This is a genomic window from Clostridium senegalense JC122, assembly GCF_000285575.1.
Classification (GTDB): domain Bacteria; phylum Bacillota; class Clostridia; order Clostridiales; family Clostridiaceae; genus Clostridium_J; species Clostridium_J senegalense.
In genome coordinates this window covers 160825-186906 of the sequence record NZ_HE611051.1, presented here as the reverse complement: position 1 = coordinate 186906, position 26082 = coordinate 160825, and the positions used below count along the sequence as shown (strand labels likewise).

The window sequence follows — 26082 nt, the reverse complement described above, 5'->3', positions numbered from 1 at the left end:
GTTTATATATAGGGAAACAAGCTCACATTTAAATTTATTCAATAATTTTAAAATATTTTTATACAAAATACAGTGTTAAATTCTAAGCAATTCAGAGAATGTATCACTATTTTTTATATCTAAATTTAGGGATTAATAATTTTAAAAGTTAACTTGAAACTTTATATATTAACTCAATTTATTTGTACTTTTTCTATTGAAAAAGATTTAAGATAAAAAAGTTTTAATGTGCCTTTATTAATTTAAAATTTTAGTTTAGAATGAAATAAAATTAAAGCTAACTATTAATAAATTTTAAATAGTGGATAGTTATGGGTTTATTAAATTATAGAGTTGATTTATAACTTATCTGAATAAGGAATGATTATATGGATGTAAGAAAAGTAAAAACTTTGCTTAAAAAAGAAGAGGGAACTAAGCTAGATTTTAAAAGAAAGATAGACATATATAGTGAAAGTGGCAAGAAAGAATTAGCAAAAGACGTATGTGCTATTGCAAATTCTAGAGGTGGAAGAGGATATATCATCATAGGAGTAGAAGATAAAAGTAAAGACATAGTAGGGGTCTATGATGAAAGATTAGTTGAAGAGAAAGTTCAGCAAATCATAAGTTCAAGATGTGAACCACCTATTCCAGTATCCTTAGAATTTGTGAAGTATAAAGGTAAGAGACTAGGTGTAATAATTATATATACTAGCGAACAAAGACCATATCAAATAAGGGAAAATGGAGCTTTTTATGTAAGACGGGGTTCCACTACAGATACAATGAGAAGAGATGAAATAATATCCATGTTTAGTAGCTCTTTAAGTTTTAATATTGAAATAACACCATTAATTAATAGTTCAACTAAGTCATTGATGACACCAAGAATATATCGGTATTTTAAATTGAAAGGGTTTGAATTTAATAAATCAAACCTAGAAGAACTTATGGAGGATGCTGGTATAATTTATACAAATAAAGATAATGGAAAGAAACTTTTAACACTAGGAGGAGCTTTGATTTTTTCTAATATACCAAGTATTTATGTACCACAAAATATGATAAAGATAATAAATAAATTAGGAAATAGAAAAAATGAAGTAATTATTATAGAAGGAAATTTATTAAATATGATAAACAAATCAGAAGAGATTCTTTTAAAAATATTGCCTAAGGAATATCCTAAAAAAACGGTTATTGAAGCAGTTAATAATGCAATAATTTATAGGGATTACAGTATATATAATAAATTTATAGAGGTAATATTAAGTGGGAAAAGTGTAGTTATTTCAAGTCCAGGATGTTTACTTAAAACTTTTGATAGTGGAAAAGTTTTATATGGCAAAAGGAATATGTGGCTTTATGAAAAGATAATAACGTTAGATGATAGAGGCAGGTTTTTAAAAAGAACATCTGGGTTTGCGATAATAAAAAAATCTTTTAGAAAAAAAGGAAAAGTCCATTTTATAAATGATGAAGAAAAAAATTTATTTAAGGTAGTGTTGCCAGGAATAAGAAATTTTACAAATAATTTATTGTTTAAAAATTCTGAATAATATATAATAAGAGTAACAAAATTTAAATTATTAAAAAAAATATATATGATATTAGTAAATAAGATTTAATCAATTCAAAGGTTTGGTAGATAAACTATATTAAGTAGGCATAATTTATAGGCACAATAAAATCAAATAATAAGTCTGGAGGCGTTTATGATGATTAATGTATTCTGTAACGAAAAAGGTTCAGGTAAAACAAAGGCTCTAGTTAACTTAGCAAATGAGAAGGCTTGTAAAGCAAAAGGCAACATTGTGTATATAGATGATGATAATAAAATGCTTTTTCAACTGGATAGAAATATAAGATTTGTATGTGCAGAAGATTTCAAATTGAAAACTGCAAAAGAAATTGAAGGTTTCTTGTGTGGTATAGTTTCACAGGACTATGACGTTGAATATGTTATGGTGGATGGTATAATGAAAAAGGTTGATATAGAAGAGATGCCAAAACTATTTGATAAAATAAAATATTTAGTTGACAATCATAATATAAAATTTTATATAAATATAAGTGGTAATAGCGAAGAGTTGCCAAAAGAAGTACGAAAATATGTTGTTGAAAAACAATAAAATTTAAAAAAGTCTTGCAATTAATAAAGTAAAGTGATATCATAACATTTAAATCAATAAATTTTAGAGGCAATGAAAGAAAAAAGTAATTATGAAAATCATGCAGAGAGCTGATGGTTAGTGTAAATCAGTTGATGGAAATAGTGAAATACATTCTGGAGCTTTAGGCTGAAATAATAGTAGGCTGTTACGGTTATCCTTACGTTATAAGGAAAGAGAGGATTTTCTTTAAAATTTTAAAAGAAAATCAATTTGGGTGGTACCACGGAAAATTTCGTCCCTAGTTTTTTAAAAACTAGGGACTTTTTATATTTTGTAGAAAAACATATGTTATACAAAAAATTAATGTATTTTAAACAAATTATATGATAAAACTTGGAGGAATTTTTATGACAAACAATGTATTTGATGTTCTTAAAGAACGTGGATTTTTAAAGCAATTAACTCATGAAGATGAAATGAGAGAAATATTAGGAAAAGAAAAAGTAACTTTTTATATAGGATTTGATCCAACAGCAGATAGCTTACATGTAGGTCACTTTATAGCAATGATGTTTATGGCTCATATGCAAAGAGCTGGACATAGACCAATAGCTCTTGTTGGTGGTGGAACTGCAATGATAGGTGATCCATCTGGTAGAACAGATATGAGAAAAATGCTTACAAGAGAAGATATAGATAGAAATGTTGCTGGAATAAAGAAACAATTATCTAGATTAATAGATTTTAGTGATGGAAAGGCTATATTAGAAAATAATGCTGACTGGTTGTTAGATCTTAACTATGTAGAATTTATAAGAGATATCGGAGTTCATTTTTCAGTAAACAGAATGTTAACTGCTGAGTGCTTTAAACAAAGAATGGAAAAAGGATTATCATTCTTTGAATTTAACTACATGTTAATGCAAGGATATGATTTCTTAGTTCTAAATAAAAAGCATAATTGCACTATGGAACTTGGTGGAGATGATCAATGGTCAAATATATTAGCTGGAATGGATCTTATAAGAAGAAAAGAAGGAAAGCCAGCATATGGAATGACTTGTTCATTATTAACAAACAGTGAAGGTAACAAAATGGGTAAAACAGCTAATGGAGCACTTTGGCTAGACCCTGAAAGAGTTTCACCATTTGAGTTCTACCAATACTGGAGAAATATTGCAGATGCTGATGTTGAAAAATGTTTATCATTATTAACATTCTTACCAATGGATGAGGTTAAAAGATTAAGTTCATTAGAAGGTGCAGAAATAAATAAAGCGAAAACAGTACTTGCATATGAAGTTACAAAACTTATACATGGTGAAGAAGCAGCTGAAAAAGCTAAAGCAGCTGCAGAAGCTTTATTTAGTGGTGGCGTTGATATGTCCAATGTTCCAACAGTTACAATATCAGAAGATATGGCAGAAAGCGGAATATTAGATATATTAGTTCATACAAAGATTGTTCCATCAAAAGCTGAAGGAAGAAGACTTATACAACAAGGTGGATTAACAATAAACGAAACTAAAATAGATGATGTAAATGCTAAGTTTTCTAAAGACTTCATTAAAGAAGATGGATATGCATTAATAAAAAGAGGAAAGAAAAAATTCTATAAATTAGAAATAGCTTAATATAAAGATTTAATTTTAAAATGTTGTTGTTAATTGAGATGATATAGGAAACATTTTATAAAGGCGTATAGTGGAAAGTTTAAGAAAGAGACAAATTCTTCTTTTCTTTAATTATCCATTAATACAATTTCTTTATTTGAAACGAAGATGACTATTCCTTTTAATAAACTTTTATGTTAAAAAAGGAATGGTCATTTTTATTTATAAACATAAAAAATAATTAAAGGAGTGTGTTAAAAGTGGATAATTTTATTGTATATCAAAGTAAGAGCAAACAATTAAGTATAATGTTCTTAGCCATTGTTATGTTGGTCATAGGAGCCTTTTTGTTGTTTTTTGGAATAACAGCAGAAGAATCAGTTAATTGGTTATGTTTAATTATTGGAATTGTAAGTGTGGTTTTTTTTGGTTATTGTCTATTTTTTATTTTAAAGGAGTTATTTGTTGGTAAAGAAATTGTAGTGGTTAATAAAGAGGGTTTTTACGATCGTTCATCAGCATTATCTAAGAAAAGTGAACTTATAAAATGGGAAGCGGTAGAGTCAATTAAAATTGTTTCAGTGACAGGACAACAGTTTGTTTCTATTTATTTAATAGATTCAGATGCATATTTAAAGTCTATTTCTGGTTTAAGAAAAAAAGCAGTACAAGCTAATTTAAAATTAGGTACAGGACATATTAATATAAATATGCAAAGTGCAAAAAATGTTTCAATTGAAGAATTATATGATGTTATGAATGAATTTTGTTTAACTTATAGTAAAAAAGCCTAACAGGCTTTTTTTTATTAGATTTTTACAAAGAAAAGTATTACAAAGGAATTTTTTTATTAAAAATATAATTTAATTACATAGTAAACGATAATATTATATAAGTAAGTATTTAAAAAAGAAGTTTTTTAGTTTAAGTAATTTATAAAACTAATAATTATTAATTTTATAAATTTATATCTAATAAATTTTAAATAGATTGGGGGAGAAAGTATGTCTGGAACAGGAGTTTGGAGAATAGAGGCATTGCAAAATGCATCAACTCAAGTTAATAGAAATAAGAGTACTTTTAGAAAAGGAGAAACTTTTACAGCTAGAATCCTTAATATAAATAAAGAAAGTGGAGAAGTAATTGTAAGATTATTAGATGGAAGACAGTTTCCAGCTAGGATAGATACTAAGATAGAAAATAGTTTAATAGACAATTATTTATTAAAATTTATAGTAGATGATTTTAAGGAAAACAGATTAATACTAAGGTTAAATAGCAATATTGAAAATATAAATGATAAAAACATAAATAAATCTGAAAAAGAAGTATTATTTAAAATAATAAAAAATTTAGGATTAAATATTTCAAAAGGTGATGAAAATTTAATTAAAGAAATGCTTAAATTTAATATACCTTTGACACAGGATAACTTAGATGAAGTTAAAAATTTGTTAGATTTTAAAAATAAAATTATTGAAAACCCTCAAGAAGAAGATAGATTTATTGATAAGTATTTAGGTGCAAAAAATATATCGGTAAGTAGTGAATTAGGGGTCAAAGTTAAAACTATATTAAAAGATTTTTTTGTATCTCTTAAAACTTTAGATTTAAAATCAATACTTATGATGAAAGAAGAAAATATTCCTATAAATAAAGAAAGTATAAATAGCTTTAATATTTTGAATGAAGAAAACAATGTTATTAGTAAGGGGATAAAAGAGTTTAAACAAGCTTTATACAAAGAAATAGGACAGGTTGATATTAAAGAAGAAAATTTTAATAAGGCGGATGTAACATCTAAAAATAAGATAGAAGAAAAAAGTAATATAAAAACTAGTGAATATATATCTAAGAGTAATATCATAGAAAAAGATGTTAAGAATGAAGTAATAAAAGAAAATAGTAAAAATTCTAATGTTTTAACATTAGAAAAAGAAGAAATTATTAATAAAGAAATTACCGAAAAATTTAAGTTGCCTATGCATGAGTCAATTAAAAAAGAAATTAAAGAAAAAATTACGCAAATGCAAGATTCTATATTATCAATTATTAAAGAAAAAGAAGATAATCCAGAGAAATTTGCTAAGGTAATTAAATTTTTAGAAGGAAAAATGCAAGATTTTAAAATATTTAATACATTAAGTAATGACTATTATTATTTAAATGTGCCTATGAATGTAAAAAATGAAGATTATGATTGTAAGCTTATAATCAAAGATGAAAGAGGAAAGGGTAAAAAGCTTGATTCAAAGAATATGAAGATTGCAACAAGTATAAAAACCTTAAATATGGAAGTTATAGATGCATATATATCTGTAAACAATTGTTATGTAAACATTGATATACAGGCTCAAAAAAAATTTATGGACGTAATAGAGAGAAGTAAGGATGAACTGTTAAATAATTTAAAAAATTCACCATATTCTTTTGAGATTTTGGTAAATGAAAAAATAGAAAAATTTACATTGAGCAACTGTAGAAGTTTTTTTAATGATGAAAGTATATCTACTTTAGATTTAATGGTATAAATTCGCTTTGTAAAATATAAAAAATATAGTATAATTACATCTATGTATGTTGTAAGGATAATATTAATTAATAGGGTGTGGTAAGTGTGGAGAGTAAAAAAAAGGCTGCTGCATTAAAATATGATTTGGGAAGTTCTGCACCTAAAGTTACAGCAGTTGGAATGGGGCACGTAGCAGATAAGATAATAGAGCATGCAAAAGAAGCTGAAGTTCCAATAGTTGAGAATAAGGAGCTTACAAACCTTTTAACTAATGTAAACGTTGGTGATGAAATTCCAACAGAATTATATGATGTAGTTGCAAAGGTAATTGCATATGTAATGGATGTTGATAATAGGATAAAAAAGTAGGTGAAGGCGTTGGCATTATATGCAATATCAGATTTGCATTTAGGTTTTAATAGTGAAAAACCTATGGATATTTTTGGAGAAAAGTGGTTAAATCATGATGAAAAGATAAAAGAAAATTGGTTAAAAACGATATCAAATGAAGATGTAGTGCTTATAGCAGGAGATATATCTTGGTCTATGAAAGTTGAAGAAGGAAAACTAGATTTAGATTTTATAAACAATTTACCAGGAAAGAAATTATTGGTTAGAGGAAATCATGATTATTGGTGGAGTGGTATAAAGAAACTAAACTCTATGTATGATAATATGAATTTTATTCAAAATAATTATTTTCAATATAAGGATTATGCTATTTGTGGAAGTAGAGGATGGATAACACCAATAAATTCTAAATTTACTACACATGATAAAAAAATATATGATAGAGAGATTATAAGATTAAGATTATCATTAGATTCTGCAAAAAAAGATGGATTTGAAAAAATTATTGTAATGTTACATTATCCACCGACAAATAATATTGAAGAAGAAAATGGATTTACAGAGATTTTAAAGGAATATAATGTAGAAAAGGTTATATACGGTCATATTCATGGAAGTGGTTTGAATTATGCATTTGAAGGTGAAAAAGATGGAATAAACTATATTTTAACTTCTTGTGACCATATAAACTTTGAACCTTTAAAGATACTATAATATTTTTATAAAATTATAAAAATTTTTATAAAGAATATATCGAAATAAAAAAGTTCGATATATTCTTTTTAGGTTTTTAATTTTTACTTTATTTTTAAACAAATGTAATATTCATTAGAAATTTTAATAAATACAAAAATAAATTAAGATAATGAAGGATTATTAAGAAAACTATTATTTGTGTACATTAGATAAAGGGTTATAGAATTAAAGAAGTGAAGATTTAATTGCTCAAGATACTATTATAATAATATCTTGAATTTAAATATAATTTTGGAATATAATTTAAAGATGTTTCTTTTAAAGATACTCTAGAATTTAAGGTGTTTTTGACAATATCCTCATTTTGAGGATAGTCTCAACTTACAGTATATAGATTTGGAATATAATTTTAAAAACTTATATAGGGATAAAAGTTGAAAGTTTAACTTATGCATCAAAATTTTTATTTCGAATTAGAGAGGTTAAAAGTCATAAAAATGAAAAGTTGAAATATGAGTAAAGTGAGTAGTAAATATAATAACTATCCACTTAAAAATAATGTGTGTTTTACTTAAACTAAAGTATAAGTAAAAATTAAAATTTGTAACCCTATAGGTTTAGAAATTAATAATTTTTATAGAAGAATAGACAATTTAATATATATCCGTGGTGATAGTATAAGTAAACTAGGGAGTGATAATAAAATGAGTAATTTAATACATTTAGGAGTTGACATAGGTTCTACTACCGTAAAAATTGTGGCACTTGATAAAGAAGAAAGAATACTTTATAGCAAATATAATAGGCATTATTCTAATATAAAGGAAAGTATACTTACCCTTATAAGTGAGTGTATTGCAAATTTTTCTAAAGATAGTAATTTTACAATAATGATAACTGGTTCCGGTGGATTATCTATTTCTAAGTGGTTGAATATAGGATTTACTCAAGAAGTTGTTGCATGTAAAGAGGCAATAGAAAAATATATAAGTGAAACAGATGTTGCGATAGAACTAGGTGGAGAAGATGCCAAGATAACATATTTTTCAGGCGGTATTGAGCAGAGAATGAATGGAACATGTGCAGGGGGAACTGGAGCATTTATAGATCAAATGGCTGCACTTTTAGAAACTGATGGAGCAGGTTTAAATGAACTGGCTAAAAATTATAAAGTTATATATCCAATAGCAGCAAGATGTGGAGTTTTTGCAAAAACAGATATTCAGCCACTTTTAAATGAAGGGGCAAGAAAAGAAGATATTGCAGTGTCTATATTTCAATCAGTGGTTAACCAAACAATTAGTGGATTAGCTTGTGGAAGACCAATAAGAGGTAAAGTAGCGTTCTTAGGGGGACCGCTATATTATTTATCAGAGTTAAGGGAAAGATTTATAGATACATTAGATATAAAAAGAGAAGATGTAATATTTCCTAATAATTCTCAGATATTTGTAGCCATAGGTGCAGCAATTTGTTCAAAATTTGAAACAGTGTTCAAATATGAGCAGTTATTAGAAAAAGTGGATTTAATTAGTAAGTATCAAGATAAAGAAATAAATAGATTAGAGCCTCTTTTTAAAAGTGAAAAGGAAATAGAAAAATTTAAAGAAAGACATAGCAAAGCAAAAGTAATAAGAAAATCATTAAGTGAATATAAAGGTAATGCATATTTAGGATTAGATGCAGGTTCAACAACTACAAAGGCAGTTTTAATAACAGAAGATGGAGAAGTTTTATATTCATATTATGGCAGTAATAACGGAAATCCTATAAAACAAATAAAAAAAATATTAGAAGATTTATATAGCAAAACTAATAATAATATTCTAATAAAAGGTTCTACAGTAACTGGTTATGGTGAAGCATTAATAAAGACAGCGTTTAAAGTTGATTATGGTGAAGTGGAAACTATAGCTCATCAGAAAGCAGCTGAATTTTTCTTACCTGGGGTAGATTTCATTTTAGATATAGGTGGACAAGATATGAAATGCCTTAGCATAAAAAATGGAGTTATAGAAAGTATAAAATTAAATGAAGCTTGTTCATCTGGATGTGGTTCATTTATAGAATCTTTTAGTAAATCTTTATCTTTAACTATAGAAGACTTTATAAAAGGGGCGATGTATAGCAGAAATCCTGTAGATCTAGGATCAAGATGTACTGTTTTCATGAATTCAAGAGTAAAACAGGCTCAAAAGGAAGGAAGTTCAGTAGGAGATATAGCAGCAGGTTTATGTTATTCTGTTATAAAAAACGCTTTAAATAAAGTTATAAGAGTCAAAGATGAAAAAGATTTAGGTGAAAAAATTATAGTTCAAGGTGGTACATTTTATAACGATGCAGTGCTTAGGTCTTTTGAATCAATATCAAAAAGAGAAGTAGTAAGACCAGATATAGCAGGATTAATGGGAGCATTTGGAGCTGCTTTAATAGCAAAAGATCGTAGTGAGAATAAAGAAGAAAGCACAATAATAAAATTAAAAGATTTAAAAGAATTTACAATAGAAACCAGTATGAGAAGATGTGGTGGATGTGGTAATAATTGCTTATTAACTATAAATAAATTTAATGATGGAAAAAGATTTGTTTCTGGTAATAGATGTGAAAAGGGTGATAATAGTAAAGCTCAAAATAACAATATACCTAATTTATTTGAATATAAATATAATAGAGTATTTAACTATAGACCTTTAGATAGAGAAAATGCCAAAAGAGGTGTTATTGGAATTCCTAGAGTTCTCAATATATATGAAAATTATCCATTCTGGCATACATTCTTTACTAAATTAGGATTTAGTGTACAACTATCTTCAAGATCCTCAAGAAAGATATATGAATTAGGAATAGAAACAATACCATCAGAATCAGCTTGCTATCCAGCTAAGTTGGCTCATGGGCATATTATAGATTTAATAAATAAAGATGTAGATGCTATATTTTATCCTTGTATTATGTATGAAAACAAAGAACAGGAAGAAGCAACAAACCAATTTAATTGTCCAATGGTTATATCTTATCCAGAAGTAATTAAAAATAATGTAGATTTGTTAAAAGAAACAAATACTAAATTTATTAATCCATTTTTAACTTTAGGAAATATTTCCAAATTAAAGAAAGGATTATATATAGCATTAAAAGAATTTAGCATAGGCAGAAATGAAATTAATGAGGCTGTTGATAGAGCTTGGCATGAAGTTTTAGAGTTTAAAAAAGATATAAGGAAAAAAGGTGAGGAAACACTTAAATATTTAAGAGATAACAATAAAAAAGGAATAGTTTTAGCAGGAAGACCATACCATATTGATCCAGAAATTAATCACGGAATAGATAAACTTATAACAGGATTAGGAATAGCTGTACTTACAGAAGACTCTGTTGATCATTTGGAAAAAGTAGATAGACCATTAAGAGTTGTAGATCAATGGACATATCATTCAAGATTGTATGCAGCAGCTAGTTTTGTATGTAAAGAACCTAATTTAGAATTAATTCAGCTTAATTCCTTTGGGTGTGGATTGGATGCAGTAACCACTGATCAGGTTCAAGAAATATTGAAAGGATATGGAAAAATATATACAACTATTAAAATAGATGAAGTTAATAATTTAGGAGCTGTTAGAATAAGGGTTAGATCTTTAAAAGCAGCAATGAAAGATAGAGAAAAACAAAATATAGATTATAAACAAGTTGAAAAAAGCAATGAAAGAGTTATTTTTACTAAAAAAATGAGAAAAAATCATACTATTTTAGCACCACAAATGTCACCTATTCATTTTAAGCTTTTACAAGGTGCAATATCTTCTTGTGGATATAATTTAGAAGTATTACCTTCAGTAGATACTAAGGCTGTTGATGAAGGGCTAAAATATGTTAATAATGATGCATGTTATCCATCTATAATAGTAATAGGCCAAATAATAAGTGCTTTAAAATCAGGAAAATATGATGTTGATAATACATCAGTTATAATAAGTCAAACTGGTGGTGGATGTAGAGCAACTAATTATATAGGATTTTTAAGAAAGGCATTAAAGGATGCTGGATTAGAAAATGTTCCTGTAATTTCGGTAAATGCTTGTGGCTTAGAAAAAAACCCAGGGTTTAAATATAGTTTAGAAATGGCTAGAAAGGCAGTTATTGCAGTAATATATGGTGATTTATTTATGCAATGTATGCTAAGGGTAAGACCTTATGAAAAGATAAAGGGAAGCACAAATCAGTTATATGAAAAGTGGAACAATATTATAAAGCAACAAATATTCAATGGTGATTATAAAAAGTTAAAGGAAAATATAAAAAATGTGGTTCGCGATTTTGATAATTTAGAAATAAAGGATTTAAATAAACCAAAAGTTGGGGTTGTTGGAGAAATATTAGTAAAATTTCATCCTACAGCTAACAATAATATTGTAGATATTCTAGAAGAAGAAGGGGCAGAAGTTGTTGTTCCAGATTTAACAAATTTCTTCTTATATTGTTCTTATAATGGTAAGGTGAATTTTGAAAATAATTTAGGAGGAAAGACTAGCGATATAGTTGGTGATATAATTATTAAATATGTGGAAAATTACAGGAAATATGTTAGAGAAGCTTTAGATAAAAGTAAAAGATTTACATCACCTTGTAGAATTGAAGAGTTAGCAAAAGAAGCAAAGAATATACTTTCTCTTTGTAATCAAACAGGAGAAGGTTGGTTCTTGACAGCAGAAATGATAGAGCTAATAAAAAGTGGAACTAAAAATATAGTATGTATGCAACCATTTGCTTGTTTACCAAACCATGTTACAGGAAAGGGTATGATAAAAGAGTTAAAAAGACATTTTGAAGATGCTAATATAGTTCCTATAGATTATGATCCAGGAGCAAGTGAAGCTAATCAATTAAATAGAATAAAGCTTTTATTATCAATATCAAAGAAAAATATGGAACGTGATTATTTACAAACTTTAGATGAAGTTGCAGCAAGTACTAAAAGAGATTAAACTTATAAAAAATGTCACAAAGTAATTTATATCATTTTGTGACATTTTTATTTTTATAGAAAGGTTACTTTTTTAAAATTTTAGCCAATATTCCTTTATTAGGGCTTTTAATTTTAGTTATAGAAACTTGAGATTTATTAGAGTCAATACCATTATCTAAGTCTATATTACTTTCTATAATATCTTTGTTTTTAATTTTTTCTTCTAACATTTGAGATTCTTTTATCAAATCTCTCTGAGTTCTTGTAAGATCTTTTAGCGTAGAAGATACTCCAGGAGTAGTTAAAACTCTTGAGAACCAATTTAAACTTGCATTATAGTTCCCAAGTCTTCTATTGATTTCACCTATTAAATACATTAAGATAAATTTATTCATTTTATAAATAGGCAATGATTCTTTAGAAAAGGCAAATTCAAATCCTTCCAAAGCAGAAGTAAGAAAAGTTCTTTCAAGTTCTTTATCTTTATCAGAAGTGCCTAATCTGTACATCCAAGCTAATTTCAAGCATATCATAGCTTTTGTACCAGCTTTACTATTTATATAAGTTGCATTAAGTAATGCAAGCTTATAGCGCTCTATAGCAATTTCTCTTGTATAGGTTTCAGGATAAGTTCTTGATTTGAATTTTTGAGAAATATTAGTTTTAACTAGTTCTTTTTGTCGCTCTGTAATTTTATTAAAGTCTACTTTAAGTGCTGAATACCCACAATGTTCACAAACATAAACATCATAAAAATAAGGATTTATTAAATCATATCTTATAAAAAAATCAGAGTCCTTGGAAATCATTCTATATGAATTACTTTTAAGAGCTAATTGTTTAAAAGTATTTTCGCAAACGGGACAAATTATAGTTTTTTTGTATAATAATGAAAAATTTTTATGTTGTGTTTCAAGTTCTTGAAGTTCCTCTTTTCTGTAGAGCGTTAAATTATCAGTATCTTTAAATCCAACATTTTCTAGTCCGGAAAATATACTATTCATAATATCACCACCTTGAAGGATTTAGTCATATTTAATTAAATAATACATCAGATATTATGTATATTTTGAGAATTTAGTATAAAAAAGTGATATATATTTCATAAAATATACTTTGTAATTCTGGTTATTATTTTTTTTATATGCTTTAGTAAAAATCATAATCATAATTATAAATAAATTAATTAATCTATATATTAAAATATAGATGTTACTTTTATGTAAATATAATAAAATTTGTTCAAATAATATTTGTAAATATGTTATGATTTTCTAAAAAGAAAAAAGAATTTTAAATAAATTGATATTTTCCTATAATAACATTATATTATATATATGTACGTTAACTCAAAGGTTAGTATAAATATATAATATAAAAATAATGTACAAATACCATATTTGATAGTTTTTTTATGTAAAGGGTGAATTTTATGGCAGTAATAGAATGGAAAAAGTTTTTAATACCTTATGATCAAGCAGTAGAGGAATTAAAAGTAAAATTAAGAAGTATTAGGAGAGAATTAAGAAAAAAAAATGAATATTCTCCTATAGAATTTGTAACAGCAAGGGTTAAAGAAGTTTCAAGTATATTAGAAAAGGCAAATAAATTTGATATACCACTAGATAGAATAGCATATGAAATGGAAGATATAGCAGGTATAAGAATAATGTGCCAGTTCGTTGATGATATAGATAAAGTTGTAGAACTTATAAGACAAAGAAGAGATATGCAAATAATATATGAAAAGGATTATGTTGCTAACGTTAAAACTAGTGGATATAGAAGTTATCATATGATAATAAAGTATCCAGTTAATATGGCAGATGGACAGACTGAAATATTAGCAGAATTTCAAATAAGAACATTAGCTATGAACTTTTGGGCAACAGTAGAGCATTCTCTTAATTATAAATATAAGCATGATATACCAACAGATATTAGGGGAAAATTAAAGAATGCTGCAGATGCAGCTTTTAAATTAGATGAACAAATGCTTGAAATAAAAGATGAGATAAAAGATGCACAAAAGTTATTTGAAGTGAAATCAAGTTTAGTAACTAGTATAGTTGAAAACATACTTACGTTATCTTCTTTAGGTAAAATTGCAGAAGCCTCTAGATTTTCAGAGTCGTTAAATAGACTTTTGGAAGTAGGGGAAATACATGAACTTAATGCCTTATTAGAAGAAACAAAAAAAGTTTTAGATAAATATAATAAAAGATAGACTTTAACATAAAAATGTTGACTTTTTTTATAATTAAAGATATAATACATTATTAATTGAATATATACTATTGCGTTGATTAGGAGTAGTAATATTAATTTTAGTTTTAAGAGAGCTACAATGTGGTGCGATGTAGTAACTAAAAAATATGAACTTGCTTATGAGCTTACTTGTGACGAACAAGTACGGTTATACCGTTATAATATTAAAGTGGGGCTTTTGCCTAATTAGAGTGGTACCGCGGAACTATAGCTTTCGTCTCTTTATTTAGAGATGAAGGCTTTTTATTTTTTTATAAATGATTTACACAAATTAATTAACAAGGAGGATTTTAAAATGGGAAATTATAATACTACCATTGATAAAAAATGGCAAGAAAAATGGGAAGAAACAGGAATTTATAAGTTTGATAACAACAATCTTGATAAGAAATTATATGTCTTAGAAATGTTTTCTTATCCTTCAGGAAGTCAACTACATGCAGGACATTGGTTTAACTATGGACCGGTTGATTCTTGGGCGAGATTAAAAAGAATGCAGGGATATAATGTGTTCCAACCAATGGGTTTTGATGCATTTGGTCTTCCAGCAGAAAATTTTGCAATAAAAACAGGAATTCATCCAATGGACTCTACTGAAAAAAATATTGTTACAATGGAAAAACAGTTAAGAGCTATGGGAGCAATGTTTAACTGGGAAAATGAAGTTATTACTTGCAGACCAGATTATTATAAATGGACTCAATGGTTGTTCTTAAAACTTTATGAAAAAGGTCTTGCTTATAGAAAAAATGCTCCAGTTAACTGGTGTCCTAGTTGTAATACAGTTTTAGCTAATGAGCAAGTTGTTGATGGATTCTGTGAAAGATGTGAAAGTGAAGTTACTAAAAAGAACTTAACTCAATGGTTTTTAAAAATAACTGATTATGCAGATGAACTTTTAGAAAAAATAGATACATTAGATTGGCCGGAAAAAACTAAAGCTATGCAAAAACATTGGATTGGAAAATCTACAGGGGCAGAAGCAACATTTAAAGTTGATGGAAAAGACATTGAATTTGATGTATTTACTACAAGAGTTGATACTTTGTTTGGAGTTACATATGTTGTGTTAGCACCAGAGAATGAGTTGGTAGAAAAATTAACTACAGAAGAATTTAGAGCTTCTATTGAGGAATACAAAGAGACTGCAAAAAAACAATCTGATATTGAAAGACAGTCTATAACTAGAGAAAAAACAGGAGTATTTACTGGTTCTTATGCTATAAATCCAATAAATGGACGTAAAGTGCCAATTTGGATTGGTGATTATGTTTTAAATACTTATGGAACTGGTGCTGTAATGGCGGTTCCAGCTCATGATGAAAGAGATTTTGCATTTGCAACGAAGTATAATTTACCAATAGAAAGAGTTATTGAAGGTGGAGAACTTCCATTTACAGAAAAAGGAATATTAGTTAATAGTGAAGAATTTAATGGATTATGTGGTGATGAAGCTAAAGAAGCTGTTATTAAAAAACTTGAAAATATAGGTCTTGGAGATAGAAAAGTAAACTTTAGACTTAGAGATTGGTTAGTTTCTAGACAAAGATACTGGGGAGCTCCTATTCCAATGATACATTGCGAAAAATGTGGGGTAGTTCCAGTTCCAGAAAAAGATTTACCAGTTGAACTTCCATATGATGTTGAATTTGCACCAGATGGAAAATCACCATTAGCTAAATCAGAAAGCTTTGTAAATACTACTTGTCCTTGTTGTGGTGCTGCTGCAAAAAGAGAAGTAGATACTTTAGATACATTTGTATGTTCTTCATTCTATTATTTAAGATATACTGATAATAAAAATGAAGAAATATGTTTTGACAGTGAAAAAGCAAATAAAATGTTACCAGTTGACAAGTATGTTGGTGGACCAGAACATGCGTGTATGCACTTGTTATATGCAAGATTTATAACTAAAGCTTTAAGAGATATGGGATATATAAACTTTGATGAGCCATTTAAATCTTTAACTCACCAAGGACTTATATTAGGACCAGATGGATTGAAAATGAGTAAATCAAAAGGAAATACAATCTCTCCCGATGATTATATAAAAGAATTCGGTGCTGATGTATTTAGAATGTATCTAATGTTCGGTTTTGGATATACTGAAGGTGGAGCATGGAGTGATGATGGAATAAAATCTATTGGTAAATTTGTTGAAAGAGTTGAAAGAATTATAGAACACTCAATAGCTGAGCTTAGAAATAAAGATAATAATAAGGACATTATGGAGTCAGATGAAAAAGAGCTTAACTATTGGAGACATTTTGCTATAAAAAATGTAACTGAAGATGGCGATAAAATGCAGTTTAACACTGCAATAGCTAGAATGATGGAATTTACAAATGCATTATCTAAATACTTAAATGTAAAAGTTAACAATGTAAGTTTCTTAAGAGAAACATTAGTAGATTATATAAAACTTTTAGCACCATTTGCACCTCACTTTGCTGAAGAACAATGGGAAGCTTTAGGTATGAATTTCTCTGTGTTTAATGAAAAATGGCCAGAATTTGATGCAAATGCATTAATTAAAGATGAAGTTGAAATAGCTATTCAAATAAACGGAAAAATAAAAGCTAAGATAAATATTCCAACAAATCTTGATGAAGAAGGAATAAAAGAAGCATCATTAAATAATGAAGTGATAAAAGAAAATATTGAAGGCAAAACTGTAAGAAAAGTTATAGTAATAAAAGGTAGACTTGTTAATATAGTTGCAAATTAAAAAAAGGTGGATAATCCACCTTTTTTATTATACTCTTAATAAAAAGCTCATTTTATATAAAATTAAATATGTTTAAGTATCTTATCCTTTATATAACTTATAAAAAAGGTTAAGGCATAGTCATATATATAAAAACCTATTTCATACATAACAACAAAAATTAAAATTGTTGATGGATTAATTTTGAAAATTTCTAGTATTTGATTTTTAGAAATAAATAGTATTGTTGAAATGTAATAAAATAATAAACAGGAAATATTAAAATATATAAATTTAAGCATAAGTTCTAAGTATAGTTTATTTATGCCTTCTATTAAAAATTTTATTAGTCCATAAATTCCAAAAAATATAGTATATATAAGCCATATGGATTTTTGTGGAATTAAAAAATATGAAAGAAGAGATACGGATATATATACTATAATAGAAGGTTTAAATCCTATAGTTAAAATAGATATAGGAATCATAGTAGAGGCTATACCTAATATAAATAACGTATTAAATGGTATAAAAACCGTTAAGTATAAAATAATAATACTTAATGCAACATAAATTCCACCTTTAGTTATCATATCAGTTTTATTAGTTGCCAATATTAACACCTCCTAAAAAATAAAGATAAGGCTTATTATTTTTGATTATGCGTAAGAGGATTATAATTAATCCTCTATTAACAACAACTTATTAGGTCGCCACCGCAGCATTCACAGCAAGTATCTAATACCCATAATTTACATAACAAATCACAACAACCATCACTATCATGTGTAGTTTTTCTGTAATTTCCTCTATATGAATTTTGTCTCATTGATAATTCATTTAATGCACGTTGATATTCAAAATTGTTAGGATCCATTCTACAAGCTTGAGATATTAGATTATATGCACTATCAAACCAATTTTTTCTTAAGTTAACCATTCCCATAAGGAAATGCCATTCTGCAGTTCTATTGTTTATAGAATTTAACTTTTTTTCAGCACTGGAAATATTTCCTGAATTTAAGTCAGTTCTAATAGATTGATAAAGTGAAAAATCATTTCCAGTATTAGAGTAATTTTGTGAATTAGAGGTAGTATAAGAACCTTGACTATAACTATTACGGTTTTTAGTTAATGAATCATAGGCTTCATTAATTTCACGCATTTTTTCTTCTGCAAGTTCCCTTAATGGATTATTACCATATTGATCAGGATGATATTGTTTAGCTAACTTTCTATAAGCAGATTTTATTTCATCTTCTGTAGCATTTTCTTTTATGCCTAAAACTTCATATGGATTTCTCATCGTATTACACTCCTTGAATTTAATTGCATTTAATTACACAACAAATAAATTGCATTTATTATGTAATTAAATAGGTTTTATAAAATATAAATTTAAGACAATTTATGTTATTCTTTTTTATGAGTTTTTATATTTTCTATTTTTTCCATCAATCCTAAATTTAAAATATTATCTAAAAGATCTTTGTTTTTCAATATAGGTAGTTCTGATAAACTACGTACACAACCTTCTGCACTCATTATAAGATTAAACTCAATTCTATCTTTTATTGAATTAAGAAATTCGTCATAAGGTAGGTTATCATTATTAAATGCTCTGTTTATTGGATTGAATTTATTTTCAGACATATCTTTTTCTAGGTCATCATATCCATCTATTAAATATATAAAACGTCCTAAATTATATCCTAGATTATATAATTTATCCTTTAGGTTGTTATCAGTAGCATATTCGCAAATTATAGTTCCAGTTAAATCTGCAAAAATATGAGCAACTTCATCTATATTTAAAATATCAGAGCTATTTTCTATTTTAGATAAGTTTTTAAGATTATCTTCCATATAATTTAAAAGATAATTCTTTTTATCATCGGTTGTATTTATATATCCTTTTAAGCCAAAAGCTAATATTTTGCTAGATTTAGAATTATCATCTTGAAAATTATCTAAAAGTTTAAAATAAGCTAAAGCTACGTTGCAAAAGGCAGCGTAATCTAAAGCACCATTATTTATAACCTTTAATTTTTTTTTCATAGGATGAGCAATGCAAACTGTAGGATTAAATTGAATCTTTTCATTATTTAAACTATCAAGCAAAATTCCTAAAAAAGTCATATCATAATTTAAAGTAAATCTAGGTAAGTTACCAAAATTATTTTTTATAGCTAAACATAAGCCACAGTAATATGCCTTGAATTTTTCATAATCTTTTACTTTAAGTTCCATTTTACAGGGGGTTACATATCCAAACATTATATACCTTTTAATCCTTTATCACTTTCAAGAATTTCATAAATTGTTTTAGATGTAGTGTCATTCATTGAATAGCCAAGCAAATTAACAACTTCTATTATTTCATCTTCATAAGAAGATTCTATTTCTATATAAGGAAAAGGACAGTAAGATTTATCATTTATATCTATTTCTATTAAAGTATTTTTATATTTATAGCTTTCTCTATATTTTTTTATAGATTCAACAAGTTCTAAACCAAGAGATTCAAAAATTCTCTTTCCTTCTTCTCCATTATCTATAAGAACTTCACATTCTTCCATAATTTTATATTTTTCTTGACTTAATAACTTTTTAGTAGTCATATAAGCTAAAGTTCTATTATTTATAATATCATTAACTTCTCTTATTCTAGCATATCCTTTAGCGTTTAACATTCTCTTGTCATTAAAATCGTATATATTATTTATTTGATTTTCTTCTTTTACTTTTATAGCATTAATAGTATTTAATTTACTTCTAATATCATCAATATTTATATGTATAATTCTTAATTCCATTTCTTGCATAAAGTTCACTCCTAATTAATTAAGTTATAGTAAAATACCATATTAAAATATTTTAAGGTTTTTTATATGAATTATTATAACACAATTAGAGTTATATATATAAAATTGTCCTTAACAAAATATGGGTATAAAGCAATGTTCATGAAAATATAATTATATACGAATATATAATTATATTTTAAATTTAAATTAAGGTATTTAAGTGACAATTAAAAATTATTTTTGAAAAGTATATAGGGTTCCAAATTAAATCTTAAGCTTATTCATTTATCAAAAAAGAAAACTCAAATTAATATTTTTTCAATAACTAACAGATTATTTTAGTTAAAAGCTAAGAGTGAATATTGAGCAGTTGTGGTTAACGTATCTTTTTATAAATTTGCAAAGCAAATTATATTGATAGATTTTTAAAAATCATTTTCAGAAAGTGGTTGCCACCTTCATCCTAAAGTCATAATTCTTAACTAACTATATTTGTACTTATTTTTCTCAACTGATAAGAAAAATTTGATGAATAAATTTAAATGGGAGCTTAATTCTCTATAGTATTTATATTAATATTTAAAATTAAATATTAACTATAATGTGAATATGTGGTATAATAATTATTAATTAATAACATTTATTAATTAATAAGATAAATTTCAATTTTAGGTAAGTGTATTTAGGGGGATAGAATTTTATGTTAGGTGTATCAAAGTTAAGAAAACAATTAAATGTATTAAAAGAATTTTATAAAGAAAAAAATATAAAAAGTATTGAAAATTTAAATGACTTAAGTAAAGAGAGCGAGATTAAATTTTTTTGCAAAATTTTTAGTGGTATATTAAAGGTGGCGTCAAAAGTTGAAAATTTAATTAAAGGAGTACTTGGATTATCTACAAAAATAAGTAATTTTAATGTAGAATTAGTACATTATGCAAAAGAACTTAAAACAACATCAAATGGATTAAAAGAGTCTTCGGAAAATTTAGCAGCTGTTATAGAAGAAACTGGAGCTAGTATAGAGGAGGTATCTGCTGCTATTTCTAGTAATACTGGAGCTTTAGAAAATATAATGAATAAAACAGATTTTTTAGATGAAACATTAGAAAATAGTAGTACTACCTTAAAAGAAATATTAGAGGTAAATGAAGAAGTTACAGAAAATTCTTCAATTATGAAAAATAATATGGATAATTTATCTGTAGTAATAGATGAGATGAGAAATATATTAGATGGAATATATAATATAGCGGATAATACTAAATTATTAGCTTTAAATGCTAGTATAGAAGCAGCTAGAGCAGGGGAAAATGGAAGAGGATTTGCAGTTGTAGCAGAAGAAATAAGAAATTTATCAGAAAACACAACTAATCAGTTAGAAGTAATTCAAGATTTTGTTAATAAGATAGAGAATTCTTCAATAAAAAGTAGTGAAAGTGTTACTAATACTGTAGATTCTATAGAAAAACTAGAAGGTTATACAACTAAAATAGCAAATTCCTTTGATGAGAGTAAAAATGCAATAAAGAGTATAGTTAATAGTATAGAAAGTGTTACATATAATATGAGCGAGGTAAGTGCAGCAGTTGAGGAGATTAATGCAACTGTAGATGTAATAACTACAGACGGTAATAGAGTTAATGACATTTCAAGTATTATAGATGATAAAGCTTCAAATATAATGACTGTAGGATTGGAATTAGGAAAAATAGAAGATGAAGTTGCTGTATTAGCCAAAGTTAGTGGTGAAATAGGTAGTGAAGAAATATTTAAGATTTCTAATGATGACTTTATAAATAATATAGATTTAGCTATAAGTGCTCATAAAAATTGGGTTAATAATATTAAGGATATGGCAAAAAATATGAAGGTTATACCATTGCAAATGGATGGTAATAAATGTGGGTTTGGACATTTTTATAATTCTGTTAGTCCATTAAATAAAAAGGTTTTGGATGTTTGGACTAATATAGATGAAACACATAAACAACTTCATAACATGGGTCATATAGTGGAGGAGAATATAGAAAAAGGTGATAAGAGTAATGCTTTAAATAACGCTAAGAAAGCTGAAAATTTATCTTTTGAAATAATAGGAAAACTGGAAGAAATAAAAAGTATAGCAGTTAATTTAGAAAAAGAAAAAAATACCGTATTTTAAATATATAATGAAGATAAAAAAGGTGTATTCAAAATTACTATAGAAATTTGAATACACTTTTTTAACTTAAATAATAATTTTATAAGGCAATTATTTAAGTTCTAAAATCCAATTTTCACCATTTTCAAGAGTGCCCTGTTCAATAATAGTATTGTTAGTAGCAATTGGATTATTAGAAACTTTGAATGTGGCATATTTTTCCCCTTTAATATTAATTTCATATGCATCACAATCTTGATTGCTTAAAGGAGTAACAGCAAATCTATCACTTTTTAAAACTCCTGATACAATATTTTTAATTTGATCATTATTATAATCAGACATAATGGCTCCCCCTTTTGTAATTAAGATCAAAAATATTTGAAAGGTTTAATCTATAATTAGATTTGTTTGGTATTAAATCCTTTAATTGTAATGAATTCATTTATAGAAAATCATAATACAATCTATAGATTAATATTATGATAATAGTTTTTACTAATTTTCATAATATATAATAAAACTTTTAAAATTATTTTTCTTCATAATTCATAATATGCTTCAAAACCATATTAATGCTACCATCACCATTACGCTTTATTTCAAACCTATTTAAATCTCTATAAGCTTCTTCTGAAATATATAAATCAAGGTCTTTATCAATCTTTAATCTTATTCTTTTTAATTTTTTTTCTACCCATTCTTTATCTACAGTTATTTTTTCACTGACCCCTTGTTCTTTAGCAAAAGTTTTAAAACTTTCTTTTAATTCATCATTATCTTTAAAAGCCTCCTCAGAAAATTGATTCAAGTCTATATTTTCCTCTTTTAAAGATTGTTTTATATGACTTCTTACTTTTTCTTGATCTGAAGCATTTTCATTAAAGTTATTCTTAGTCCATTTTTCCGCAACTTTAACAAAATTTTTAGTCATGTCACGCTCATTATCAATTATTTTACAACCTAAAAAATTATCAATAAAGTAGTTAGAGCCGTAGTCTTCAGCATTCTTATTTTTACTTTGTTTATCAATAATCATAAGATCAAATTCATTATCAGCATCTATAGTTTTGATAAAAGCACATTTTTGTATTCTAGAACTAGAAGAAGGTAGGCCTGTAAATTGAGGAACTATATCTATACCTATTTTGTTGTCTACATATTCAATTGTATGCATATAATTTTTTATATAATCCATTTTAAAAATACATATGAATAATCCGTATTCTGTAGTAAAGCTTACTGTAACTAAGTCACAAGATGGAATATTTCCTTTGGAACGCATAAGCATAAACATTTGTTTTGCAAATTCCTTAGATACGTTTATAATATTATTTTCACCATTTAGAAATTCTTGAGAAAGTTCTTTTACTATATTTCTATCTTCAGAGAAAAAAGCATATTTTAATTCCTCATCCTTTAGGCAACGTTGTATATGCTTCATTAAAAAGGCATATATTTCATCATTTAATTCTAAAGCAAACTCATTTAGAATAGGTTCATCACTATTATTATCTAAAACATGAATAACAGCTTCAATTATGTTAATTTCTTTTATATATTGCAAAAAAATCACTCCTAAAAAATATATTAAAACCATATTTTACGTCTAAGATTTATTATAACAATTTTTGTAGAAAGAAAACAAATAAATAAGGAACATAAAAAAATGATTTTAATGTTTGAATTATATTGAAAATTATATATGTTTAATTTAACTAAGGATATTGTAACTGATTCATATCATTAGTCATAACAATAATTATATAATAATAAAATTAGGTGATATATTATGAAAGACATTATAAATTATTTTTTTGGAATTAAAAGATTCATATCTATATTATTAACAATTACATTTTGTATTTTATCTATAAAAGGCAGTATAAGTGGAGAGCAATTTGTAACTATATTTGCTGTAATAATATCTTTCTATTTTGGACAGTCTACAGCTAGAAAAGCTATATCAGACACTAAATCAATGATAGGAATAGATGATGTTAGTAAATTAGGGAGTGGAAAAGAAAATGAAGATTTAACATCAGAATTAGAAGGTTAAAATACAATTTAAAAATAACAAAAATATCATGGAATCCCATGATATTTTTGTTAGTATAAATTATAATAAAGTTAGTATAGGTTCTAAAAGTATTTTTAGTAAGGGAAATTTAGAACCTAATACTTTAAGAAGAAACATCATTAAATAACTTCTATTTAAAGTTATTTTAAAATTAATTCATAGAATTTGCAGAACCTAAAACAGTATCTATTTTATTTTCAACTAAACTTTGAATGTTTTTTCTTGCCTCACCAAGATATTTTCTAGGGTCAAATTGACTAGGATTTTCTGATAAGTATTTTCTTATAGTACCAGTCATTGCAAGTCTTATATCAGTATCCATATTTATTTTGCATACTGACATAGATGAAGCTTTTCTAAGCATTTCTACAGGAACACCTTTTGCTCCATTTATTTCTCCACCATTGTCATTACACATTTTAACATAGTTTTCATCAACAGATGATGCACCGTGTAAAACTATAGGGAAGTTTTTCATTCCATCATTTTCTAGTTTTTTTGTTATAGTTTCTAATCTATCAAAATCTAATTTAGCATCACCTTTGAACTTATAAGCACCATGGCTTGTTCCAATAGCAATGGCTAATGAATCTACACCTGTTCTTTTTACAAAATCAACAGCTTGGTCTGGGTCTGTATAGGTAGCTTCATGAGAAGCAACTTTAACCTCATCTTCAACACCAGCTAATTTTCCAAGTTCAGCCTCAACTACAACACCTCTTGCATGTGCATAATCTACAACTTCTTTAGTAAGTCTAACATTTTCTTCATATTCATAATGAGAACCATCAAACATTACTGAAGTAAATCCAACTTCTATACATTTTTTAACTAGCTCTAAAGAATCACCGTGGTCTAAATGTAAAGCAATATCTAAATTGCTTTCTTTAACTGCTGCATCTACTAGAGATTTTAAATAATCAGGTCTCATATATTTTAAAGCACTTCCAGAAACTTGAAGTATAACTGCAGAATTTTTAGTTTTACAACCGTCAACTATTCCTTGTACGATCTCCATATCATTAATATTAAAAGCACCAATAGCATATTTTCCTTGGAATGCTTTATTAAACATTTCTTTAGTAGTAACTAAAGCCATAATAACTCCACCTTTCACTATATAATTTTAATATGACTAAATATACATATGTTTTGAAATACATTATTATACACTATATTTATGAATATGTATTTTGTCTTTTAAGATGGCAATGTTAATAACAAAATTTTCTTAAAATAATTATAACATAATTTTGCTATTTTGCTATACTAATTATTAAAAAAAATATAAAATAATAACACAAATTTATAAATATATATCATAATTGTTAAATAGAGTACAACAATAGAGTCTAAAATATATTTTTAAGTGTTATTTTTTCTTCATCTTTCATAGCTTCAATTAAACCTTTAATGGCATGAATTGTCGATAATGAATGTGATTTATCTTTTTCATTTATAAATTGAGTTGCTTTAAGTGTTTCAATATATAAATTATCTAAATGTTCATGATCAGAAAATAAAGATATAAATTGAATTGATTTTTCAAAATCATCTAGAAGCTTTAAAGAATTAATATAAGCATTATCCCATTGGTTAAAAGCAATATATTCTTCAGTTTCAGTAGCTAGGTCAATTAGATATTCACAGCTACTAATAGTATAGTTTGTAGAATAATATATCCCTATAAGCATTATAACAAAAATAGTTAAAGGTAAAATAATTTTTTCATTTTTTTACTCCCTTTTAAAAATTTTCATTTATTTTTTATCTTTTTTATTATTATTTTTCATAAAATCTGACAATCCATTTTTAATTTGGTTACTTTCATTAATACTAGTAT

At 26.1% G+C, this 26082-nt stretch carries 21 protein-coding genes and 2 other annotated features; of the genes, 12 read left to right on the top strand and 9 right to left on the bottom strand.

The genetic code is table 11. From position 1 onward, the window contains the following. Positions 1–368 precede the first annotated feature (368 nt). From CSGHG_RS09110 to CSGHG_RS09075, 8 genes are all read left to right on the top strand, one after another. Positions 369–1541 (top strand): AlbA family DNA-binding domain-containing protein, encoded by a 1173-nt coding sequence (locus tag CSGHG_RS09110; RefSeq protein ID WP_010294338.1) that lies wholly within the window; start codon positions 369–371, stop codon positions 1539–1541. 156 nt (positions 1542–1697) lie between these two features. Continuing rightward, on the top strand, positions 1698–2114 hold the full coding sequence (locus tag CSGHG_RS09105) for an ATP-binding protein (protein WP_235700125.1): 417 nt from the start codon (positions 1698–1700) through the stop codon (positions 2112–2114). Positions 2115–2177: 63 nt separating this feature from the next. After that, positions 2178–2399: a binding site (T-box leader), on the top strand. 104 nt (positions 2400–2503) lie between these two features. After that, entirely contained in the window at positions 2504–3730 is a 1227-nt protein-coding gene (gene tyrS, locus CSGHG_RS09100; protein ID WP_010294336.1) for a tyrosine--tRNA ligase, read from the top strand. Between the two features lie 239 nt (positions 3731–3969). Then, positions 3970–4503: an STM3941 family protein gene (locus CSGHG_RS20310; protein ID WP_010294335.1), complete on the top strand. Its 534-nt coding sequence runs from the start codon at positions 3970–3972 to the stop codon at positions 4501–4503. Between the two features lie 210 nt (positions 4504–4713). Beyond that, a complete protein-coding gene (locus CSGHG_RS09090; RefSeq protein ID WP_010294334.1) occupies positions 4714–6240 on the top strand; it encodes a hypothetical protein in 1527 nt (508 codons plus the stop codon). A gap of 86 nt (positions 6241–6326) precedes the next feature. Then, the gene (locus tag CSGHG_RS09085) at positions 6327–6590 is read left to right on the top strand and encodes an EscU/YscU/HrcU family type III secretion system export apparatus switch protein (RefSeq protein WP_010294333.1); all 264 of its coding nucleotides are present in this window, start codon (positions 6327–6329) and stop codon (positions 6588–6590) included. A 9-nt stretch (positions 6591–6599) separates the two neighbouring features. Further along, positions 6600–7286, top strand: coding sequence for a metallophosphoesterase (locus CSGHG_RS09080; RefSeq protein WP_010294331.1), 687 nt, complete (start codon positions 6600–6602; stop codon positions 7284–7286). A 686-nt stretch (positions 7287–7972) separates the two neighbouring features. Beyond that, positions 7973–12250, top strand: a complete 4278-nt coding sequence (locus CSGHG_RS09075; protein ID WP_010294330.1) for a 2-hydroxyacyl-CoA dehydratase — start codon at positions 7973–7975, stop codon at positions 12248–12250. Positions 12251–12314: 64 nt separating this feature from the next. Here CSGHG_RS09075 and CSGHG_RS20305 read toward each other — a convergent pair whose 3' ends face one another. Continuing rightward, positions 12315–13235, bottom strand: coding sequence for a DUF2225 domain-containing protein (locus CSGHG_RS20305; protein ID WP_010294327.1), 921 nt, complete (start codon positions 13233–13235; stop codon positions 12315–12317). Positions 13236–13663: 428 nt separating this feature from the next. On the opposite strand from CSGHG_RS20305, the gene CSGHG_RS09065 reads away from it, so the two are divergent. Together CSGHG_RS09065 and leuS are read left to right on the top strand one after the other, a co-directional pair. Further along, positions 13664–14458 (top strand): GTP pyrophosphokinase, encoded by a 795-nt coding sequence (locus CSGHG_RS09065; protein ID WP_010294325.1) that lies wholly within the window; start codon positions 13664–13666, stop codon positions 14456–14458. A 66-nt stretch (positions 14459–14524) separates the two neighbouring features. Beyond that, positions 14525–14724 (top strand) — a binding site (T-box leader). A gap of 70 nt (positions 14725–14794) precedes the next feature. Continuing rightward, a complete protein-coding gene (leuS, locus tag CSGHG_RS09055; protein ID WP_010294323.1) occupies positions 14795–17230 on the top strand; it encodes a leucine--tRNA ligase in 2436 nt (811 codons plus the stop codon). Between the two features lie 62 nt (positions 17231–17292). Here leuS and CSGHG_RS09050 read toward each other — a convergent pair whose 3' ends face one another. The 4 genes from CSGHG_RS09050 to CSGHG_RS09035 all read right to left on the bottom strand — a co-directional run bounded on the left by CSGHG_RS09050 (position 17293) and on the right by CSGHG_RS09035 (position 20034). Then, a complete protein-coding gene (locus tag CSGHG_RS09050; RefSeq protein WP_026022292.1) occupies positions 17293–17823 on the bottom strand; it encodes a hypothetical protein in 531 nt (176 codons plus the stop codon). A 77-nt stretch (positions 17824–17900) separates the two neighbouring features. Continuing rightward, entirely contained in the window at positions 17901–18515 is a 615-nt protein-coding gene (locus tag CSGHG_RS09045) for a J domain-containing protein (protein WP_010294320.1), read from the bottom strand. A 107-nt stretch (positions 18516–18622) separates the two neighbouring features. Next, on the bottom strand, positions 18623–19486 hold the full coding sequence (locus tag CSGHG_RS09040; RefSeq protein WP_010294319.1) for a DUF5685 family protein: 864 nt from the start codon (positions 19484–19486) through the stop codon (positions 18623–18625). After that, positions 19486–20034 (bottom strand): class IV adenylate cyclase, encoded by a 549-nt coding sequence (locus tag CSGHG_RS09035; protein WP_010294318.1) that lies wholly within the window; start codon positions 20032–20034, stop codon positions 19486–19488. The genes CSGHG_RS09040 and CSGHG_RS09035 overlap by 1 nt, the downstream gene beginning before the upstream one ends. 682 nt (positions 20035–20716) lie before the next feature. Between CSGHG_RS09035 and CSGHG_RS09030 the strand changes: the two genes are divergently transcribed. Beyond that, positions 20717–22180 (top strand): methyl-accepting chemotaxis protein, encoded by a 1464-nt coding sequence (locus tag CSGHG_RS09030; RefSeq protein WP_010294317.1) that lies wholly within the window; start codon positions 20717–20719, stop codon positions 22178–22180. A gap of 90 nt (positions 22181–22270) precedes the next feature. On the opposite strand, the gene CSGHG_RS09025 is transcribed toward CSGHG_RS09030, so the two are convergent. Both CSGHG_RS09025 and CSGHG_RS09020 read right to left on the bottom strand, forming a co-directional pair. Continuing rightward, entirely contained in the window at positions 22271–22504 is a 234-nt protein-coding gene (locus tag CSGHG_RS09025; RefSeq protein ID WP_010294316.1) for a hypothetical protein, read from the bottom strand. A gap of 187 nt (positions 22505–22691) precedes the next feature. Next, positions 22692–23726, bottom strand: a complete 1035-nt coding sequence (locus CSGHG_RS09020; RefSeq protein ID WP_010294315.1) for a nucleoid-associated protein — start codon at positions 23724–23726, stop codon at positions 22692–22694. Between the two features lie 225 nt (positions 23727–23951). Here CSGHG_RS09020 and CSGHG_RS20300 point away from each other — a divergent pair, with 225 nt between their 5' ends. Then, complete coding sequence (locus CSGHG_RS20300; protein WP_010294311.1) at positions 23952–24218, top strand: hypothetical protein; 267 nt, start codon at positions 23952–23954, stop codon at positions 24216–24218. A 172-nt stretch (positions 24219–24390) separates the two neighbouring features. Here the strand turns inward: CSGHG_RS20300 and fba are convergent, their stop codons facing one another. Further along, positions 24391–25338, bottom strand: coding sequence for a class II fructose-1,6-bisphosphate aldolase (gene fba, locus CSGHG_RS09005; protein ID WP_010294309.1), 948 nt, complete (start codon positions 25336–25338; stop codon positions 24391–24393). A 253-nt stretch (positions 25339–25591) separates the two neighbouring features. Next, positions 25592–25933, bottom strand: coding sequence for a DUF4363 family protein (locus CSGHG_RS09000; RefSeq protein ID WP_010294308.1), 342 nt, complete (start codon positions 25931–25933; stop codon positions 25592–25594). Positions 25934–26082 lie beyond the last annotated feature (149 nt).

Coding starts and splice junctions, on each gene's coding strand:
- CSGHG_RS09110 (WP_010294338.1), top strand. CDS start 369: ATGGATGTAAGAAAAGTAAAAACTTTGCTTAAAAAAGAAGAGGGAACT.
- CSGHG_RS09105 (WP_235700125.1), top strand. CDS start 1,698: ATGATGATTAATGTATTCTGTAACGAAAAAGGTTCAGGTAAAACAAAG.
- tyrS (WP_010294336.1), top strand. CDS start 2,504: ATGACAAACAATGTATTTGATGTTCTTAAAGAACGTGGATTTTTAAAG.
- CSGHG_RS09090 (WP_010294334.1), top strand. CDS start 4,714: ATGTCTGGAACAGGAGTTTGGAGAATAGAGGCATTGCAAAATGCATCA.
- CSGHG_RS09075 (WP_010294330.1), top strand. CDS start 7,973: ATGAGTAATTTAATACATTTAGGAGTTGACATAGGTTCTACTACCGTA.
- CSGHG_RS20305 (WP_010294327.1), bottom strand. CDS start 13,235: ATGAATAGTATATTTTCCGGACTAGAAAATGTTGGATTTAAAGATACT.
- CSGHG_RS09065 (WP_010294325.1), top strand. CDS start 13,664: ATGGCAGTAATAGAATGGAAAAAGTTTTTAATACCTTATGATCAAGCA.
- leuS (WP_010294323.1), top strand. CDS start 14,795: ATGGGAAATTATAATACTACCATTGATAAAAAATGGCAAGAAAAATGG.
- CSGHG_RS09045 (WP_010294320.1), bottom strand. CDS start 18,515: ATGAGAAATCCATATGAAGTTTTAGGCATAAAAGAAAATGCTACAGAA.
- CSGHG_RS09040 (WP_010294319.1), bottom strand. CDS start 19,486: ATGTTTGGATATGTAACCCCCTGTAAAATGGAACTTAAAGTAAAAGAT.
- CSGHG_RS09035 (WP_010294318.1), bottom strand. CDS start 20,034: ATGCAAGAAATGGAATTAAGAATTATACATATAAATATTGATGATATT.
- CSGHG_RS09030 (WP_010294317.1), top strand. CDS start 20,717: ATGTTAGGTGTATCAAAGTTAAGAAAACAATTAAATGTATTAAAAGAA.
- CSGHG_RS09025 (WP_010294316.1), bottom strand. CDS start 22,504: ATGTCTGATTATAATAATGATCAAATTAAAAATATTGTATCAGGAGTT.
- CSGHG_RS20300 (WP_010294311.1), top strand. CDS start 23,952: ATGAAAGACATTATAAATTATTTTTTTGGAATTAAAAGATTCATATCT.
- fba (WP_010294309.1), bottom strand. CDS start 25,338: ATGGCTTTAGTTACTACTAAAGAAATGTTTAATAAAGCATTCCAAGGA.
- CSGHG_RS09000 (WP_010294308.1), bottom strand. CDS start 25,933: ATGCTTATAGGGATATATTATTCTACAAACTATACTATTAGTAGCTGT.